The sequence below is a fragment of the Mesorhizobium sp. WSM4976 genome, assembly GCF_029625685.1.
In the GTDB taxonomy this organism is placed as follows: Bacteria; Pseudomonadota; Alphaproteobacteria; order Rhizobiales; family Rhizobiaceae; genus Mesorhizobium.
The window spans coordinates 79902-97181 of the sequence record NZ_JARTVT010000007.1 but is presented as its reverse complement, the minus strand read 5'-3'; the positions used below and the strand labels follow the sequence as shown (position 1 = coordinate 97181).

At 63.5% G+C, this 17280-nt stretch carries 19 protein-coding genes, 1 other RNA gene and 1 pseudogene; 15 read left to right on the top strand and 6 right to left on the bottom strand.

Features of this window, described 5'->3' with window-relative positions; genetic code table 11:
- Nucleotides 1-73: 73 nt before the first annotated feature.
- Complete coding sequence (locus P9272_RS10630) at nt 74-1279, top strand: multidrug effflux MFS transporter (protein ID WP_128258224.1); 1206 nt, start codon at nt 74-76, stop codon at nt 1277-1279.
- A 40-nt stretch (nt 1280-1319) separates the two neighbouring features.
- Here P9272_RS10630 and P9272_RS10625 read toward each other — a convergent pair whose 3' ends face one another.
- Nucleotides 1320-1871, bottom strand: coding sequence for an AAA family ATPase (locus P9272_RS10625; RefSeq protein WP_278160509.1), 552 nt, complete (start codon nt 1869-1871; stop codon nt 1320-1322).
- 100 nt (nt 1872-1971) lie between these two features.
- Nucleotides 1972-2332, bottom strand: a transfer-messenger RNA (tmRNA) gene (gene ssrA, locus P9272_RS10620).
- Between the two features lie 167 nt (nt 2333-2499).
- Here ssrA and P9272_RS10615 point away from each other — a divergent pair.
- Nucleotides 2500-2811 carry a DUF2853 family protein gene (locus P9272_RS10615; protein ID WP_040982174.1) on the top strand — a complete coding sequence of 104 codons (312 nt, stop codon included), beginning with the start codon at nt 2500-2502 and terminating at the stop codon, nt 2809-2811.
- A 143-nt stretch (nt 2812-2954) separates the two neighbouring features.
- Nucleotides 2955-3749, top strand: a complete 795-nt coding sequence (locus P9272_RS10610) for a thymidylate synthase (RefSeq protein WP_128258222.1) — start codon at nt 2955-2957, stop codon at nt 3747-3749.
- A gap of 5 nt (nt 3750-3754) precedes the next feature.
- Here P9272_RS10610 and P9272_RS10605 read toward each other — a convergent pair.
- Nucleotides 3755-3964, bottom strand: a pseudogene (locus tag P9272_RS10605) (molybdopterin-binding protein).
- A gap of 161 nt (nt 3965-4125) precedes the next feature.
- On the opposite strand from P9272_RS10605, the gene modA reads away from it, so the two are divergent.
- The 4 genes from modA (at nt 4126) to P9272_RS10585 (ending at nt 7180) form a co-directional block, all read left to right on the top strand.
- Nucleotides 4126-4920 (top strand): molybdate ABC transporter substrate-binding protein, encoded by a 795-nt coding sequence (modA, locus tag P9272_RS10600; RefSeq protein ID WP_278160508.1) that lies wholly within the window; start codon nt 4126-4128, stop codon nt 4918-4920.
- A 22-nt stretch (nt 4921-4942) separates the two neighbouring features.
- On the top strand, nt 4943-5647 hold the full coding sequence (gene modB, locus P9272_RS10595; RefSeq protein WP_278160507.1) for a molybdate ABC transporter permease subunit: 705 nt from the start codon (nt 4943-4945) through the stop codon (nt 5645-5647).
- Nucleotides 5644-6753, top strand: coding sequence for a molybdenum ABC transporter ATP-binding protein (modC, locus tag P9272_RS10590; RefSeq protein ID WP_278160506.1), 1110 nt, complete (start codon nt 5644-5646; stop codon nt 6751-6753). The genes modB and modC overlap by 4 nt, the downstream gene beginning before the upstream one ends.
- An 85-nt stretch (nt 6754-6838) precedes the next feature.
- Entirely contained in the window at nt 6839-7180 is a 342-nt protein-coding gene (locus P9272_RS10585) for a winged helix-turn-helix domain-containing protein (RefSeq protein ID WP_040982165.1), read from the top strand.
- Between the two features lie 5 nt (nt 7181-7185).
- Here the strand turns inward: P9272_RS10585 and cobF are convergent, their stop codons facing one another.
- On the bottom strand, nt 7186-7959 hold the full coding sequence (gene cobF, locus P9272_RS10580; RefSeq protein WP_128258218.1) for a precorrin-6A synthase (deacetylating): 774 nt from the start codon (nt 7957-7959) through the stop codon (nt 7186-7188).
- Nucleotides 7960-8100: 141 nt separating this feature from the next.
- Here cobF and P9272_RS10575 point away from each other — a divergent pair, with 141 nt between their 5' ends.
- The 6 genes from P9272_RS10575 (at nt 8101) to P9272_RS10550 (ending at nt 13794) form a co-directional block, all read left to right on the top strand.
- Nucleotides 8101-9117 (top strand): DUF4424 domain-containing protein, encoded by a 1017-nt coding sequence (locus P9272_RS10575; RefSeq protein ID WP_278160505.1) that lies wholly within the window; start codon nt 8101-8103, stop codon nt 9115-9117.
- A complete protein-coding gene (locus P9272_RS10570) occupies nt 9117-9635 on the top strand; it encodes a dihydrofolate reductase (RefSeq protein ID WP_278160504.1) in 519 nt (172 codons plus the stop codon). Before P9272_RS10575 ends, P9272_RS10570 begins: the two co-directional genes overlap by 1 nt.
- A 247-nt stretch (nt 9636-9882) precedes the next feature.
- Nucleotides 9883-10989, top strand: coding sequence for an FtsH protease activity modulator HflK (hflK, locus tag P9272_RS10565; protein WP_128258215.1), 1107 nt, complete (start codon nt 9883-9885; stop codon nt 10987-10989).
- A complete protein-coding gene (locus P9272_RS10560) occupies nt 10989-11939 on the top strand; it encodes a protease modulator HflC (RefSeq protein ID WP_128258214.1) in 951 nt (316 codons plus the stop codon). Before hflK ends, P9272_RS10560 begins: the two co-directional genes overlap by 1 nt.
- Nucleotides 11940-11945: 6 nt before the next feature.
- On the top strand, nt 11946-12134 hold the full coding sequence (locus P9272_RS10555; protein WP_278160503.1) for a DUF2065 family protein: 189 nt from the start codon (nt 11946-11948) through the stop codon (nt 12132-12134).
- A gap of 142 nt (nt 12135-12276) precedes the next feature.
- Entirely contained in the window at nt 12277-13794 is a 1518-nt protein-coding gene (locus P9272_RS10550; protein ID WP_278160502.1) for a DegQ family serine endoprotease, read from the top strand.
- A 44-nt stretch (nt 13795-13838) separates the two neighbouring features.
- On the opposite strand, the gene P9272_RS10545 is transcribed toward P9272_RS10550, so the two are convergent.
- Both P9272_RS10545 and serB read right to left on the bottom strand, forming a co-directional pair.
- Nucleotides 13839-14411: a GNAT family N-acetyltransferase gene (locus P9272_RS10545; RefSeq protein ID WP_278160501.1), complete on the bottom strand. Its 573-nt coding sequence runs from the start codon at nt 14409-14411 to the stop codon at nt 13839-13841.
- Nucleotides 14408-15295: a phosphoserine phosphatase SerB gene (serB, locus tag P9272_RS10540; protein WP_128258210.1), complete on the bottom strand. Its 888-nt coding sequence runs from the start codon at nt 15293-15295 to the stop codon at nt 14408-14410. The genes P9272_RS10545 and serB overlap by 4 nt, the downstream gene beginning before the upstream one ends.
- Here serB and miaA point away from each other — a divergent pair.
- Nucleotides 15285-16229, top strand: coding sequence for a tRNA (adenosine(37)-N6)-dimethylallyltransferase MiaA (miaA, locus tag P9272_RS10535; RefSeq protein WP_278160607.1), 945 nt, complete (start codon nt 15285-15287; stop codon nt 16227-16229). The genes serB and miaA overlap by 11 nt on opposite strands.
- A gap of 126 nt (nt 16230-16355) precedes the next feature.
- The gene (locus P9272_RS10530) at nt 16356-17147 is read left to right on the top strand and encodes a GGDEF domain-containing protein (protein ID WP_278160500.1); all 792 of its coding nucleotides are present in this window, start codon (nt 16356-16358) and stop codon (nt 17145-17147) included.
- Nucleotides 17148-17280: the final 133 nt, after the last annotated feature.

Here is a 17280-nt window from a genome sequence, read left to right as displayed (position 1 = left end):
TACGGGATGGAACGTCCTGGGCTTTGGACGCCCGAATTCGGGGCGGCAAACCAGATTGAAAAGAGCCTTTATCATGAGTCCCAAATTCCTCCGCATCGCGGTCGTGCTCGGCTTGTTGTCCGCAATCGGTCCGTTTGCCATCGATATGTATCTCCCCGCGCTGCCTTCGATCGGCCAGGATCTCCATGCCGGCACCGCCGCCGTGCAGATGAGCCTTCTGATCTTCTTCCTGTCGATGGGTTTCGGGCAGATCGTCGTCGGGCCGATCTCCGATATGGTCGGCCGCAAGGCGCCGCTTTATGCCGGCCTCGCGCTGTTCATGGTCGGAGGCGTCGGCTCGGCCATGGCCCCCAACATCGAGTGGCTGATCGCCTTCCGCTTCCTGCAGGGCCTCGGCGCCAGCGCCGGCATGGCGGTGCCGCGCGCCATCGTGCGCGACCTGCACACCGGCAACGAGGCCGCCAAGCTGATGTCGCTTCTGATGCTGGTGTTCTCGGTGTCCCCGATCCTGGCGCCGCTGACCGGCAGCCAGATCATCGAGCGTTTTGGTTGGCGTGCCGTGTTCTGGACCGTCACGGGCGCGGCTGCCTTGGCCACGATCCTGCTTGCCACCTCGCTCAAGGAGACGCGGCCGGTCGAAGAGCGCGCCGGCTCGTCCTTCGGAACGGCGCTTGCCGGCTATCGGTATCTGATGGGCGACCGCAATTTCCTCGGCCTGGTGGCGATCGCCGGCTTCGGCATTGCGAGCTTCTTCGTTTATCTGTCGAGCTCGTCCTTCATCCTGATCGACCATTACGGGCTGTCGCCGTCGGTCTACAGCGTATTCTTCTCGATCAACGCGGTCGCCTTCATCGGCATGTCGCAGCTGACGGGAATGCTCGCCGACCGCTTCGGGTTGAAGCGCGTCGTCTGGGTGGCGGTCACCGGCTATGCCACGGTGATGGTAGCGCTGTTCGCGATCATGGCCGCGGGCGTCGACCGGCTCGACGTGCTGGCTGCGCTGCTCTTTGTCGGCTACGGCTTCCTTGGCCTCGTCATCCCGACCACCTCGGTGCTGGCGATGGAAGAGCATGGCGAGATCGCCGGCACTGCCTCGGCGCTGATGGGCACGCTGCATTTCGCAATCGGCGCGCTGGCGATGGGCGTAGCCGGCATCTTCTTCGACGGCACGCCGCTGCCGATGGTGGCCGGCATTACGCTGTGCGCCGTGATCTCCTTCACGCTGGCCAAGCTGACGCTCGGCCGCGCGCGTGAAGCTGTCGAAGCGCCGGCAGAGTAGAGCGCGAAACAACCCAAAAGGCCGGCTTGCCCGGCCTTTTTCATCGCAGGCCTGTTTGATCGATGATGAAGTGCGCCCGTTCCTCGACCGGAGCGAGGGGCAACGGCACCAGTTCATAGCCGAGTTCCGCATAGACGCTGATCACCGAACGGAACGTGCGCTCTGCCTCGTCCAGCGTCTGCTGGCGCTCCTCGTCCTGGGTAAAGATCTCCGGCCATGGCGGCGCGACGAAGACGCGGCGCGCGTAGCGGAATTTTTCAGCCGCGGTTGCGACGTGGTCGGGCACCGGCAGACCGCAGAGCCTGAGATAGCCGATTGTGTCGGGCGCGCCGCGGTCGAAGAAGACCGGGCCGGGCTCGGCGCGCGCGGTTTGCCAGGAACGCAGTTCCCACGACAGCATCAGCTCGGCAAAGAGCGCGCGATCCCGCCAGGGAAGGGCAGGGCCGCCGATGGCCATCTGATCGCGGATGATGCCGCGCCCGGCTTCGGGGGCCGTCGCGAAACCCTTGGCCTGCAGCGCCTCGATCAAGCTGGTCTTGCCTGAACCCGGACCGCCGGTCAGCACGAAGAATCGGTCGCAATCGTTTTGCATTGTTTGTCCATGCGTGATGAGCGGCAAGGCTGCGCGCCGCGGGTCGAGCGCCGGACAAGCTTTGGCCGTTCGATTAATTGGGAAGACGCAAAAAGGGGAAGGTGGAGGTTTCTGTTGCCAGGTACCTCCGAACCCCGCCTAGAAGTGCGAACCGCTAGGACTTGATTTGAAGCGTTCGCGCCGCATTAAGCAGCGAGACGAGCTTCCGCATAGTTGTCGTTGGCAACTATAAGTTTAGCCCGATGACGGTGGTACAATGCCGGGCAAAAGTACGATCTTTACACCTTCGTCGATCCTATTTCGCCCCCAGCAAAAGCCGCTCCGTCAGCCAGAGCGGTTTTTGGTGGAGGCGCCGGGTACCGCCCCCGGGTCCGAACGGCTTATTTCATCGCCTATTTATCGCCATAGTCGGTCAAGCCGACGAAGCGAATATAGGGAGCGACGAGAGAAAAATAAAGGTCAAACCGGCGCTTATCCGGTTATGACAAACGTGCAGCCAAGGGTTGACTTGCGCGCCCACTCAATCAAATCTCGTTCCCGGTGAGGAGACTCTGACCTAGCGCACAGGTTGCGCGGCGCGCCACAACCCTCATCGACCGGATCGGTGGCGCCGAGGAGGGGAAGTTCGATGGCCGACTATCTTGCGGATGTGAAGAAATACGATGCCGGCGCCAGCGCCGACGCGGTCGACAAGATCGTCAAGCATCTCGGCATTGCGCTGAGGAACCGCGATTCGTCGTTGGTGTCCTGCACCGACCCGAAGGAACTCGACCGCGTGCGGGAGAATTGGATCGGCAAGAAGCTCGGCGTTGCCGATGCCGCGAAGGCCAATGCGTCGATCGAGAAGACCTGCAAGGCGATGCAGGCCGACAACACCAAGAGCCGCGTGACCTTTTATTATCTGGTTGCCAAGGACCTCGGCAAACTCGGCTCTCTCTGAGTCTTGGCTGCCCGGCGGCCGGCACGAAACCGTGCCGGCACCGCGGACTTTTAGGTGCGGTTCGCGTCTGCAGCGCGCTTTGCGGTGTTCGACCGGCTGTCGGTCGGGTATGATTGCCTGTAACCCGAATCGAGGCAGAGCCGGTGCGTCAATATCTCGACCTGTTGAAGCATGTGCTGGAGAACGGTACCGACCGCGGCGACCGTACCGGCACAGGCACGCGCTCGGTGTTCGGCTACCAGATGCGTTTCGACCTTTCGCGCGGCTTTCCGGTCACGACCACCAAGAAGCTGCATCTGAAGTCGATCATCCACGAGCTTCTGTGGTTCCTGGCCGGTGACACCAACATCAGATATCTCAACGACCATGGCGTCACCATTTGGGACGAATGGGCCGACGAGAATGGTGATCTCGGCCCGGTCTATGGCAAGCAGTGGCGCTCATGGCCGGACATGCATGGTGGCGAGATCGACCAGATCGCAGGCCTTTTGAAAGAGATTCGCCGGAACCCCAATTCGCGCCGGCTGATCGTCTCGGCCTGGAATCCGGCCGAGGTCGAGGCGATGGCGCTGCCGCCCTGCCACTGCCTGTTCCAGTTCTATGTCTCGGAAGGCAGGCTCTCCTGCCAGCTTTACCAGCGCTCGGCCGACATCTTCCTCGGTGTGCCGTTCAACATCGCTTCGTACGCTTTGCTCACCATGATGGTGGCGCAGGTGACCGGGCTGAAGCCGGGCGACTTCGTCCACACGCTGGGCGACGCGCACCTTTATTCGAACCATTTCGAACAGGCGCGCGAGCAGATGCGGCGCACGCCTAAGGCCTTGCCGACGATGTGGATCAATCCGGAGGTGAAGGACCTCTTCGCCTTCCGTTTCGAGGATTTCCGCCTCGAGGATTATTTCGCCGACGCGAATATCAAGGCGCCAATCGCCGTTTAACTCGATCAGTCGATGCCGACCATGACGTCCGAGGCCTTGCTTATGACATAGGCCCGGTTGCCCTTTTTCGAGCGCAAGGTCGGCGACCGCCTCATTGGTGATCGATGCGGTGACGATCACGCCGCCGTCGATGCCGATCCTGACATGCGAAGTGGTCGCTCCCTTGACGATCTCGGGACCTTACCCTTCAGCATATTGCGGGCGTTGATCTTGATGCGTCTCTCCTTGAACAGCGCTGTTTCCGATTTGTCGTAAACCGGGACCATGCCGGCCCACAATGCCAGGACAGGTGAAAAGCCTTTCCTTGTTATGTTCATCCGGATATATCGGTTTGAGGCTTTTGGCCGTACGGATTTTAAGACCAGGGAGAGAATTCATGACGGGCAAGGGTTTCGGGGCGAAGGCGGCCGCCATCGGCGGTCTGACGGCAATGCTGCTGGCCGCGGTGCCGGCGGCGCATGCCGACGACAAGGTCGTCGTGTTTGCCGCGGCGAGTCTCAAGGACGCGCTCGACGCCGTCAACAAGGCCTGCGAGCCGGAAGTCGGCGAAGCCGCGACCATTTCCTACGCGGCGAGTTCGGCGCTGGCCAAGCAGATCGAAGGCGGCGCGCCGGCCGACGTGTTCGTGTCGGCCGACCTCGACTGGATGAAGTATCTCTCCGACAAGAAGCTGACCAAACCGGACACCGAGGTGAAGCTGCTCGGCAACCAGATTGTGCTGGTGGCCCCGAAGGACTCCAAAGTTGAGACCAAGGTCGAGAAAGGCTTCGATCTCGCCAGGCTCATCGGCGACGGCAAGCTTGCGATGGGCGACTTCAAGGTGGTGCCTGCCGGCAAATACGGCAAGGCGGCGCTGGAATCGCTGGGCATCTGGTCGTCGGTCGAAGGCAAGGTCGCGCAGGCCGAGAATGTACGTGCGGCGTTGAAGCTGGTGTCGACCGGCGAGGCGGCGCTGGGCATCGTGTACGCTACCGACGCGCATGCCGAGAAGGGCGTCAAGGTCGTCGGCACTTTCCCGGAAAATTCGCATCCGCCGATCATCTACCCGATTGCCCAGACCGCCGATTCGAAGCACAAGGATACGGCTGCATTCCTGAAATGCGTCGAGTCGGCCAAGGCTGCCGAACTCTTCAAGGAGCAGGGTTTCACGGTGCTCGCGCCGAGCAACTGAGAAAGACCGCGCAAACACTGACATGAACTGGCTGCTGGACCTCACTCCCGACGAATGGAATGCGGTCCGGCTGTCGATCAAGGTGGCGACGGTGGCGATGATCGCCAGCCTGCCGCCGGGCATCTTGCTTGCGCTTCTGCTCGCGCGAGGGCGTTTCTGGGGCAAGACGCTGCTCAACGGGCTAGTGCATCTCCCGCTGATCCTGCCGCCGGTGGTGACCGGCTACCTGCTCCTGCTCACCTTCGGCCGGCGCGGGCCCGCCGGCTCCTTCCTGGCCGAGCATTTCGGCATCGTCTTTTCGTTCCGCTGGACCGGCGCGGCACTGGCCTGCGGGGTCATGGGCTTTCCGCTGATGGTGCGCGCCATCCGGCTGTCGATCGAGGCGGTCGACCGCAGAATCGAGGCGGCGGCAGGCACGCTCGGCGCCAATCCGCTCTGGGTGTTCGCCACCATCACTCTGCCGCTGATCCTGCCTGGCCTGATCGCCGGCGCGATCCTTTCTTTCGCCAAGGCGATGGGCGAATTCGGCGCCACCATCACCTTCGTCTCCAACATTCCCAACGAGACGCAGACTTTGCCCTCGGCGATCTACACCTTCACACAGGTGCCCGGCGGCGACGAAGGCGCGCTCAGGCTGACGCTGATCTCGATCGCTATCTCGATGGTCGCGCTCATCGCGTCCGAGGTGCTGGCGCGCCGCGTTGGCCGGCGGATGGACATCGAATGACGCTCTCGGTCGACATCCGCCATAGTCTCGGCGATTTCGCCTTGGAAGCGCGTTTCGAGAGCGCAGGCCGGCTGACGGCAGCGTTCGGGCCGTCCGGCTCCGGCAAATCTACACTGATCAATCTCATCGCGGGCCTGATCCGGCCGGACAAGGGCCGGATCGCTGTCAATGGGCGCGTTCTGGTGGACACCGAAGCACGGGTCTTTGTGCCGATGCACAAGCGGCGGATCGGCATGGTGTTCCAGGATGCGCGGCTATTCCCGCATATGAGCGTCGCCGGCAATCTGCGTTACGGCCGCTGGTTCACTCCGTCTTCCGAACGCTACGCCAAGATGAATGCGGTCGTCGATCTGCTTGGCATCGACCATCTGCTCGACCGGCGGCCGGCGAGACTGTCGGGCGGCGAAAAGCAGCGGGTCGCGATCGGCCGTGCCCTGCTTGCCAGCCCGAAACTGCTTCTGATGGACGAGCCGCTCGCCTCGCTCGACGAGGCGCGCAAGGCCGAGATCCTGCCCTACATCGAGCGTCTGCGCGACGAGAAGATCCCGGTTGTCTATGTCAGCCATTCCGTTGCCGAGGTGGCGCGGCTGGCCAGTGACGTCGTAGTGCTTTCGCAAGGCAAGGTCGCGGCCTCAGGCCCGACCGAGGCGATTATGCAGCGTCTCGACCTGTTGCCGGCCGAAGAGCGCGGCGAGGGCGGGGCGGTGCTCGACACCAAGGTCCTGCGCCACGACGAGGCGTTCGGCATGACGGTGCTGGCCTCACCGGCCGGCGAAATCCGAGTGCCGAAACTGGCGATGGCAGCGGGGGCTCCGGTGCGCATTCGTATCCGCGCCCGCGACGTGATGATCGCGACCGGGCGGCCGGAAGGACTCAGCGCGCTCAACATTCTGGCGGGAACGATTACTGCTGTCAGGCCGGGCATCGGGCCGACCGTGGAAATCGCCATCGACTGCAATGGCGCGATCGTGCTGGCGCGGATCACCGAACAGTCCAAACACACTCTTCGTCTGGCGCGCGGCCAGCAGGTCTTCGCGGTGATCAAGACGGTAAGCTTCGACAGCGCAACGACCGGGGCAGGGCTGCCGGTTGAGGCGGATGGTTGACGAAAGAGCAACATCGCTATGTTGATCTGGAATAGCGATCTAGTGGCGGAGAAGGTAATCTCGGCATGATCGCGGAGGACAGGACATGCCATCGTTGAGCCTGCGGATAAACCTGGACCCAGACGGCCGGATCGGCCCGGGCAAGATCGAATTGCTGGAGCAGATCGCCGCCTTCGGCTCGATCTCGGCCGCGGCTCGCGGCATGGAGATGTCCTACAAACATGCCTGGGATTTGGTCGAGGACATGAACCGCGTCTTCGGCAAGCCGCTGGTCGCGGCACAGACCGGTGGCCGTAAAGGCGGTGGCGCGCAGCTGACATCGGTGGGTCTGGCGGTCGTCAGCCGGTTTCGGGCCATAGAGCGTGCCGCTTCATCGGCTGCCGCCGTCCATATGCAGGCGCTACAGGCGGAGATCGATGCTGGGTAAGGCGCCTATTCTTCTGGCTCGCCGGGTTTTCGCAGCAAGTACGTGTCCATGATCCAGCCCTTTTTCCGCCGGGCTTCCTCGCGGACCCTCTCGATCTCGGCGCCGACATCGCCTAAGCGTCCGGAAATGACGATCTCATCCGGGGTGCCGAGATAAGCGCCCCACTGGATGAGGACATCCTTGTCGGCCAGCGTGTTGAAGGCGCATTTGCCGTCGAGCATGACCACCGCCGAGCCGGCATTGGCCGGCAGTCCTTCCTCGGTCAGCCGGCGGCCGGTGGTGACCAGGATCGAATCGCCGATGCGGTTCAGCGCCGTCGCGTGGGCGGCGGCGAGCGCCTGGATCGCCGTGATGCCGGGGATAACCTCGAGTTCGAAACCGACATTGCCTCTGAGGCGAACGCGCTCGAGGATACGAAGCGCGCTGTCATAGAGCGAAGGGTCGCCCCAGATCAGGAAGGCGCCGCAACCGTCTTCGGCAAGCTCGTCGCGGATCAGGGCCTCGTAGATCTCGGCAATCGCTTCGTGCCAGTCGTCGACGGTTGTCCGATAAGACGATGTCGGCTCGGCCCGGACTGGCACGTCGAATTCGACGCGGCGCGATTTCGGGTTGGTGACGAAGCGGTCGCAGATCTGCCGGCGCAAATCGGCGAGATCGTTCTTTTTCGCTCCTTTATCGGGGATGAACAGCACGTCGGCGCGGTTCAGGCCGTCGATGGCTTGAACCGTCATGTGGTCGGGATTGCCGGCGCCGATGCCGAGGACGAGAAGCTTGCGCATGGCGATCTCCTGCCCGATCGGGGGCGCGGTGTCCAGAAGTACCGGCAACGGCGACGAAGGGCTTTGAAACGCTACCTTGAAACGGGTAGATGGAAGAGCGCATCCGGCTGGTCCCGGTATCGCGGCACAGAGGAGGGGTCCATGTTACGCACCATACTGACCGCGGCGCTGGCGATCATGGCCGTTCCGGCCTTCGCCAATGATTCCGTCGCCGAGCTCGGCACCGGCGGCCTGATCCTGTCGCGCAGCGATGCCGTCGCTATGCAAAGCGAGGAGCTTTTCATCTCGCAGGAGAAGGTGACGGTCGACTATGTCTTCCGCAACAACACCGACAAGGATGTCAGCTCCATCGTCGCGTTCCCGATGCCCGACATCGAGGGCGATCCCAACGAGATGCCGGCGATCCCGGAGGCTCAGAGCGACAATTTCCTCGGCTTCGAGGTGACGATCGACGGCGTCGACGCGAAGCCCCAGCTCGAGCAGAGGGCGTTTGCGCTGGGCATCGACATCACTGCCGACCTCAAGGCGCAGAACGTGCCGCTCTATCCGTTCGGCGACGCAGCCAAGGCGGCGCTGGCGAAGCTGCCCAAGGATGTCACCAAGGACTGGGAGGACCGCGGGATCGTCATCGAGGATACCGCCGATGACGGCTCGGGCATGCAGACCGCCTATGTGCCCTTCTGGCAATTGCGGTCGACCTATTGGTGGCGCTCGACCTTCCCGGCCAACAAGGAGGTCCATGTCTCGCACCGCTACAAGCCAAGCGTTGGCGGCACCTCCTCGGTCAGCTTCTTCTCCGAAGGCCAGTTCCAGAGCCCGCAATACGATACCTACAAGACCCGCTACTGCATGGATCAGACATTCGAGAACGCGGTGCGCAAGGCGGCCAAGGCGAATCCGGACGGCTATCCAAAATATTACGAGAGCCGGATCGCTTATATTCTCACCACGGGGGGCAATTGGGCTTCCGGCACTATCGGCAATTTCAAGCTGACGATCGACAAGGGCAGCCCCAGGAACCTCGTCTCCTTTTGCGGCGACAATGTCAAAAAGGTCGGGCCGACGACGTTCGAGATCACCGCGAAGGATTTCTATCCCGAGCGCGACATCGACATCCTGCTGCTCGAGCCACCGGACAATGGCGGGAATGGCGGCTGATGGATATCGCGATCTATGTCGCCATAGCCGAAAACTGCGTGATCGGCCGCGAGGGCGGCCTGCCGTGGCGGCTTTCCACCGATCTCAAGCGCTTCAAGGCCGATACGATGGGCAAGCCGATCATCATGGGCCGCAAGACCTATGAGGGCATCGGCCGGCCGCTGCCCGGCCGGCTCAACATCGTGGTGACGCGCGACAAGGCCTGGCGCGCCGAAGGCATCGAAGTGACCCACTCGCTGGATGACGCGATCGCGCTGGCCAAGGTGCGCGGCCGCTGCATTGCGGGAGCGGACGAGATCTGCGTGGTCGGTGGCGGCGAGATCTATGCCCAGGCCTTGCCGCTGGCCGACCGGCTGCATGTGACGCATGTGCTGGCCAGCGTCGATGGCGACGCGCATTTCCCTCCGATCGACCCGAGCATCTGGCGGCTCGTCAGCGCCGAGGATTTCCCCGCCGGTGAGAAAGACAGCCACGCGACGCGCTATACCGTTTACGAGCGCCGGCGCGACAATCATTGATGACGACAAAGGGTCGCTACCGATCCAAATCGCATGGGGACGATGGTCCATCGCGTTGAAAGCAGATCGACGCGACCCTATAGAAGAACAGTGTTGCAGCGGCCGGCGTCCAAACGGAAGCACAAGATGCCGCCGTAATGCTTTGATTTTGGCGCATGATTCCTTTTCGAAAACCGATATGGGTTTTCTGGGTCTTGCGTTAGGATTGCGCCGCAAGGCCTGAGGGAACCGAAGCGAAAGGACATTCATGCCCTGGAACGACAAGAGCGGCGGCGGCGGCCCATGGGGCGGCGGCGGCAATCAGGGACCCTGGGGGCAGGGACCGAAAGGGCCAAGCGGACCGCAGGGTTCCCCGCCCGATCTCGAGGACATCATCCGCCGTGGTCAGGACAGGCTGCGCCGCGCGCTTCCGGGCGGCGGCGGCGCCAGCCCGGCGGTGCTTGGGCTGATCGCTCTGGCGCTCATATTGCTCTGGGCCTTCAAGGCGATTTATACTGTGCAGCCCGACGAGGTCGCCGTCGAGTTGCGTTTCGGCCAGCCGAAGGCTGAGCTCTCACAGCCTGGCCTGCATTTCCACTGGTGGCCGATCGAAACGGTCGAGACGGCCAAGATTTCCGAGCAGCTCGTCAGCATCGGTGGCGGCGCGAGCAGCGGCTCCGGACTGATGCTCTCCGGCGACCAGAACATCGTCAACGTTCAATTCTCGGTGGCCTACCAGGTCTCGGATCCGAGAGCCTACCTGTTCGATGTCTCCGATCCCGACGGCATGCTGGCGCAGGTGGCCGAGAGCGCGATGCGTGAAGTCGTCGGCCGGCGCCCGGCCCAGGATATTTTCCGCGACGATCGCCAGGGCATCGCAACCGCGGTGCGCGAGATCATCCAGGGCACGCTCGACGGCTACAAGACCGGTCTCCAGGTCAACGCGGTCTCGATCGAGGACGCAGCGCCCCCGCGCGAGGTGGCCGACGCCTTCGATGAAGTGCAGCGCGCCGAGCAGGACGAAGACAAGTTCGTCGAGCAAGCCAACCAGTATTCCAACCAGAAGCTCGGTCAGGCGCGCGGCGAGGCGGCGCAGATCCGCGAAGATGCGGCCGCCTACAAGAACCGGGTCGTTCAGGAGGCCGAAGGCGAGGCGCAGCGCTTCATCTCCGTCTACAACGAATACGCCAAGGCGCCCGACGTCACGCGCAAGCGCCTTTATCTCGAAACCATGGAGAGGATCCTGAAGGACTCGAACAAGGTCGTCGTCGAGCCGGGCAACGGTCAGGGCGTGCTGCCTTACCTGCCGCTGCCGGCATTGCAGCCGAAAGCGCCGCCGTCGCCTCTGGGCGCCACGACGGGAGGTAATCAGTGATGGCCAACCGTCTTCCCATACTCGCCGTCATCGCGGCGGTCCTTTTGTTCTTGCTCTACTCGTCGGTGTTCGTGGTCAATGCCGGCCAGCAGGCGATCGTGCTACGGTTCGGCGAGATCATCGACGTCAAGAACGAGCCCGGCATCTACTTCAAGGCGCCGTTCGCCTTCTTCGATGCCGACAGCGTGCAGATGGTCGAGAAGCGCGTGATGCGCTTCGACCTCGACAACATCCGCGTCCAGGTCTCGGGCGGCAAGTTCTACGAGGTCGATGCTTTCATCGCCTACCGGATCTCAGATCCGCGCACGTTCCGCGCGGCTGTGTCCGGTCAGGTGGAACTCGCCGAAGCCCGGCTGAGGACGCGTCTCGACGCGGCGCTGCGCCGTGTCTACGGCCTGCGCGACTTCGAGGCTGCGCTCTCCGAGGAGCGCGGCAACATGATGCGCGAGGTACGCGATCAACTGCGCCCCGACGCGACCTCGCTCGGCCTCGACATCGAGGATGTGCGCATCCGCCGGACCGATCTGACGGCCGAGGTCTCGCAGCAGACCTATGACCGCATGAAGGCCGAGCGCCTGGCGGAAGCCGAGCGCTTGCGAGCCCGCGGCAACGAGGCGGCGCAGCGCATCAGGGCGCGAGCCGATCGCGAGGTCGTCGAGATCGTCGCCGAGGCGCAGAAGGAATCGGAAATCCTGCGCGGCGAGGGCGAGGCGCAGCGCAGCGCGACCTTCGCGGACGCCTATAAGCGCGATCCCGCGTTCTTCGACTTCTATCGCTCGATGAACGCCTACGGCACGGCGCTGGACAACACCGGAACGACGATGGTGCTCTCGCCCGAATCCGAATTCTTCCGATACTTCCGCGATCCGGGCAGCAAGCCCGGGCCGGCTCCCGCCGCGCCTGCGATGGCACCCGCCGCGCCTGCGGCCCAACCGGGCACCGCCCAGTAGCGGGCGGTGCAGGATTTTCTGGCGGCAATCGGGCTGGTCCTGGTGATCGAAGGGCTGGTCTATGGCGGGTTTCCGGCTTTGGCCCGGAAGCTCGCCACCGAGGTGCTGTCGATGCTGGAAAATGTGCTGCGGATCGGCGGGCTGGTCGCGATCGCCGTCGGTGTCGGCATCGTCTGGCTCGTCCGCGGCTTATGATATTCCTTGGTGCTGAAGCGATTGACGATTTATCTTCAGCCGATAGCTATAGCCGCAAACGTGCCGTATTTCTTGCCAACATGAACAGGACAGGCGCCTTTGTGGATGCGCCTTTCCTTTTCAGAACCGCCGGGAGGCCATGATGATATCCGACACCCTGTTGCGCGCGGCGCGGCGTATGGTCTTCGCCGGCGCCACGGCATTCGCGGTCGGCATTGTCGCCGTGCCGTCCTTCGTCACGCCGACGATCGCCTCCGACGGCCCGCCTTCGGTAGCCGATCTGGCCGAGCGCCTGCTCGGCGCGGTGGTCAATATCTCGACCTCGCAGACGGTGAAAGGCACCGAAGGACCGGGCGCGGTGCCGATGCCGCAACTGCCCGAGGGCTCGCCGTTCCAGGATTTCTTCGACGATTTCTTCAAGAACCGCGGCGGCGACAAGGGGGGAGCTGCGCAGAAAGTGCAGTCGCTCGGCTCCGGCTTCGTCGTCGACGCCGAGCAGGGCATCGTGGTGACCAACAACCACGTCATCGCCGACGCCGACGATATCGAGGTGAATTTCTCCGACGGCGTCACGCTGAAGGCGACGCTTGTCGGCACCGACACCAAGACCGACGTCGCGGTTCTGAAGGTCGATCCCAAGGGCCACAAGCTGACGGCGGTGAAATTCGGCGATTCCACCAAGATGCGCGTCGGCGACTGGGTGATGGCGATTGGCAATCCGTTCGGCCTGGGCGGCACGGTGACGGTCGGCATCGTCTCGGCACGCAACCGCGACATAAATTCCGGACCCTATGACGATTTCATCCAGACCGACGCCGCCATCAACCGCGGCAATTCCGGCGGCCCGCTGTTCAACGCGGCCGGTGAAGTCATCGGCATCAACACGGCGATCATCTCGCCGTCGGGCGGCTCCATCGGCATCGGATTCTCCATTCCCTCGCAGCTTGCCGCCGGCGTCGTCGACCAACTCCGCCAGTATGGCGAGACGCGGCGCGGCTGGCTCGGCGTGCGAATCCAGCCGGTGACGGCCGACATCGCTGAGAGCCTCGGCATGGCGACCGCCAAGGGTGCGCTGGTCGCCGGCGTCATCAAGGGCGGGCCGGTTGACAATGGCACGGTCCAGGCCGGCGATGTCATCATCAAGTTCGACGGCAAGGATATCCATGAGATGCGCGACCTGCCGCGCGTCGTGGCCGAAAGCCCGGTCGGCAAGGCGGTTGACGTCGTCATCGTGCGCAAGGGCGTCGAGCAGACGGTCAAGGTGACGCTCGGCAGGCTCGAGGACGGGGAGAAGCTGGCCAGCGGCGAGAACGGCAGCACGGACCAAGGCAATAGCGACAAGGCAACGCCGCCAGTGTCGACGGCTTCGGTACTCGGCATGACGGTCGGCGAGCTCAACGACCAGACGCGGCAGAAGTTCGGCATCGCCGCAGACGTGTCCGGCGTTGTCGTCACCGATGTCACCAAGGATTCGCCTGCGGCCGAGCGTGGCATCCAGCCCGGCGAGGTGATCACCGAGATCGCGCAGGAATCGGTCGGCACGCCGAAGGACGTGATGGACCGGATCGGCGCGCTGAAGCAGCAGGGTCGCAAGAATGCGCTGCTGATGCTGGCTTCAAAGACCGGCGAACTGCGCTTCGTGACGATCCGGATGGATTGATTGCCGCGTAATCCGGCAACGCAGATTGTCGATGAAAAGGGCGGCTATCGAGTCGCCCTTTTTCGTTGCTGCCACGCCTCCCGCGACAGCCTGTACATGACATGACGCTTGAGGTGCGCGTGGCTGTCGGGAACACTCGGATGGTCGAAGTCTGCGCCCGGGTCGGCTCGCATGCCGAGGCGCTTCATGACGGTGATCGAACGATGGTTATCCGCGACCGCGAACGATACGATCTCGGCGACGCCAAGCGTTTCGAAACCGAAGGCGAGCCAAGCTTCTGCCGCCTCCGTGACATAGCCATTGCCCCAGAATTCGGGCGCCAGCCGCCAGCCGATCTCGATCGTGCCGGGCGCCAGCACGTCGATGTCTTCCGTTCCGGATAGACCGACAAAGCCGACGCATTCGCCGGTTTCCGCGATCTCCGCTGCGGCGAAGCCATAACCGTCCTCTTCGATCCAGGCGCGGACTTCGTCCATCTTGGCGTCAGCCGCGACGCGGTCGCGGCGAAACGGGAAGAATTCCATCACGCGCTCGTCGGAGTTGATGCGATGGAAAAGCACGCGGTCGCGATCCTCCCAGTTGCGCAGGATCAGGCGCTCTGTGCGGATCGGCGTCATTCGACGAACTCATCCCGGCGGTAGCCCTGGAGATAGAGCAGCGCGGTCAGGTCGCCATGATCGATGCGGATCCGTGCCTGCTCGGCCACCGCCGGCTTGGCGTGGAGCGCGACGCCCGTGCCGGCAAGCCGGATCATATCGAGATCGTTGGCGCCGTCACCGACCGCGATGGCATCCTCTGTTGTCAGCGCGAGCCTCGCAGCTATGTCCAGCAGCGCTTCGGCCTTCGCGGCGCGGCCGAGGATGGGCTCGGTCACCATGCCGGTGAATGTGCCGTCTTCCTCCATCAGGCGGTTGGCCCGGTTTTCCTGGAACCCCAGCATGTCGGCAATGCGGCTGGTGAAGACGTCGAAGCCGCCCGAGACCAGCGCCGTCCAGGCGCCATGGGCGCGCATCGTTTGCACCAAGGCGCGGCCACCGGCGGCCAGCGTCAGCCGGTTGGCGATAATGCGGTCGACGACAGCGGTGTCGAGGCCTTTCAGCAAGGCGACGCGCTCGCGCAACGCAGGCTCAAAGGCGATCTCGCCATTCATCGAGCGAGCGGTGATCGCCGCTACATGGTCCTTGACACCGATTTCGTCGGCAAGCTCGTCAATGCATTCCTGCTCGATCATCGTCGAATCCATGTCGGCGAGCAGGATCTTCTTTCGCCTGCCTTCGGCGGGCTGGACGATGACATCGACCGGTTCGGAAGCCAGTGCGGCGCGCAGATTGGCGGTCATTTCGCCGATATCCGGCGTCTGCGGCAAAACGAGATCGCAAGCAACGTCTTCAGCCAGCCAACGGACGGCGCTTGCGCCGGCGGCCCGCAAGGCCATATTCGCAAGCGAGGCCGGCACGGCGCGGGCTTCTGGACGGGACACTAAAGTGGCGATCAGCGGCATTGCACATTCCGGCAGGCAGGCGGGCGAGGGCCGCGTCAAGAACGCGATCCTGATAGCCGGGCCGACGGCCAGCGGCAAGTCGGCGCTGGCGCTCGATTTTGCCGAACGCGGCGGCGGGGTCATCGTCAACACCGATTCCATGCAGGGCTATTCGGTGCTCGACGTTTTGACCGCGCGGCCGACCGCTGCCGAAACGGCACGCGTGCCGCACTTCCTTTACGGCCACGTGCATCCCTCCGCGGCCTATTCCACCGGTGCCTGGCTGCGCGATGTAACGCGATTGATGGAAGACGGCCTGCTGTCGGGCCGTCCAGTTGTTTTCGTCGGCGGCACGGGACTCTATTTCCGCGCGCTGGCCGAAGGCATCTCGGATATGCCGGACATTCCACCTGCCGTCCGTGAGCGCTGGCGCTACGAGCTCAAGGAGCAAGGAGCCGAAAGGCTGCATCGCCTGCTGATGCACGAGGATTCAACCATGGCCATGCAGCTCAGGCCAACGGACGGTCAGCGAATCGTGCGGGCGCTCGAAGTGCTCGATGCCTCGGGACGTTCCATCCTGGAGTGGCAGGCGGCGCGCGGCCGCCCGCTGATCGACCGCGACAGCGCCCGTTTCCTGGTCATCGAGCCGGATCGGCAGCAGCTGGTGCGGCGTATAGAGGCGCGTTTCGACCAGATGCTGGACAAGGGCGCGCTTGACGAAGTGCGGCGGCTTACGGCTCTCGGCCTCGACCCGGACCTGCCGGCGATGAAAGCGATCGGGGTGCGCGAGCTGCAGGCGGCGATGGCCGGACAGTCCGGTTTTACCGAGGCGATCGAGCGGGCCAAGATCGCAACGCGGCAGTATGCCAAGCGCCAGTCGACCTGGTTCAGACACCAACTGGGCACGGAGTGGCGCAGGCTGCGGCCGGGCGATCAATCTACGCTCCTTGACTGAAGAAAAGCTTTTTCAATCAGCACCTTAAACTCCCCCGTTCTAATTCTCGCCAAGGTTGTCCGGGTTAACGGTCCGTAAGGCCCGGCATGTCATAACCTCAGGGGGCTGCAGTGCCGCGGGGAGTAGATGCGTTTCCATAAGGCGGAATCCGCATTTTTCGTTTTCATTTTTGTGATCCTGGCCGCGGGCCTGGTGACCTTCCATGCCTACGGCCAATTGCAGGACATCGCCGCTGATCTCAATGCCGCATCGCGCGTCGACAAGATCGTCTATCTGAACAGATTGCTGTTCGTGACCGGCGCGCTGCTGGCGACCGCGCTGTTCTTTGGCACTTTCTTCATCTACCCGCTGATCCGTGGCCAGGTGCGGGAAGAGGGCAAGCTCAGGGCCATGACGGTCTCGCTCAGCGCCCGTTCGCAAACGCTCGAGCAAGCGGCGCTCACCGACGGTCTGACCGGCATGCAGAACCGCCGCTACTTCGACGATGCGCTGCGCGAATATCTCCAGGAATTTCGCCGCATCGACAGGCCCGTCGGGCTGATGATCCTCGATCTCGATCATTTCAAACAGGTCAACGACACGCATGGTCACGATGTCGGCGACGAGGTGCTGCGGGCCGTGGCCACCTGCCTGCGGGGCATGACGCGCTATCACGATGTGGTGGCGCGGCTGGGCGGCGAGGAATTTGCCGTCGTCACGCCCAACATGGATGTCGAGTTGCTTGCCCGGTTCGCCGAGCGCATCCGCAAGGCGATCGCCAATCTGTCGATCATGTCGGGCAATGTGCGGCTGAAGGTCACCACCAGCGTCGGCCTTGCCGTGTGGGACCACAAGGAGAGCGCCGAGGATTTCTACCGACGCGCCGACCGCCAGCTCTATGAGGCGAAGAAGCAAGGCCGCAACCGCGTCTGCGCCTAAAATTCCGAAGATGAATTCGTGAGGCCGGCCGTATGCCGCCGTTTCTGCGGTTCCGGTGCTCACGGACTTGATGTCCGCTCCTGCCTGACGAATTCCCTGGAATTTACTCACCGTCCAACGTCGGGCGGTTAGT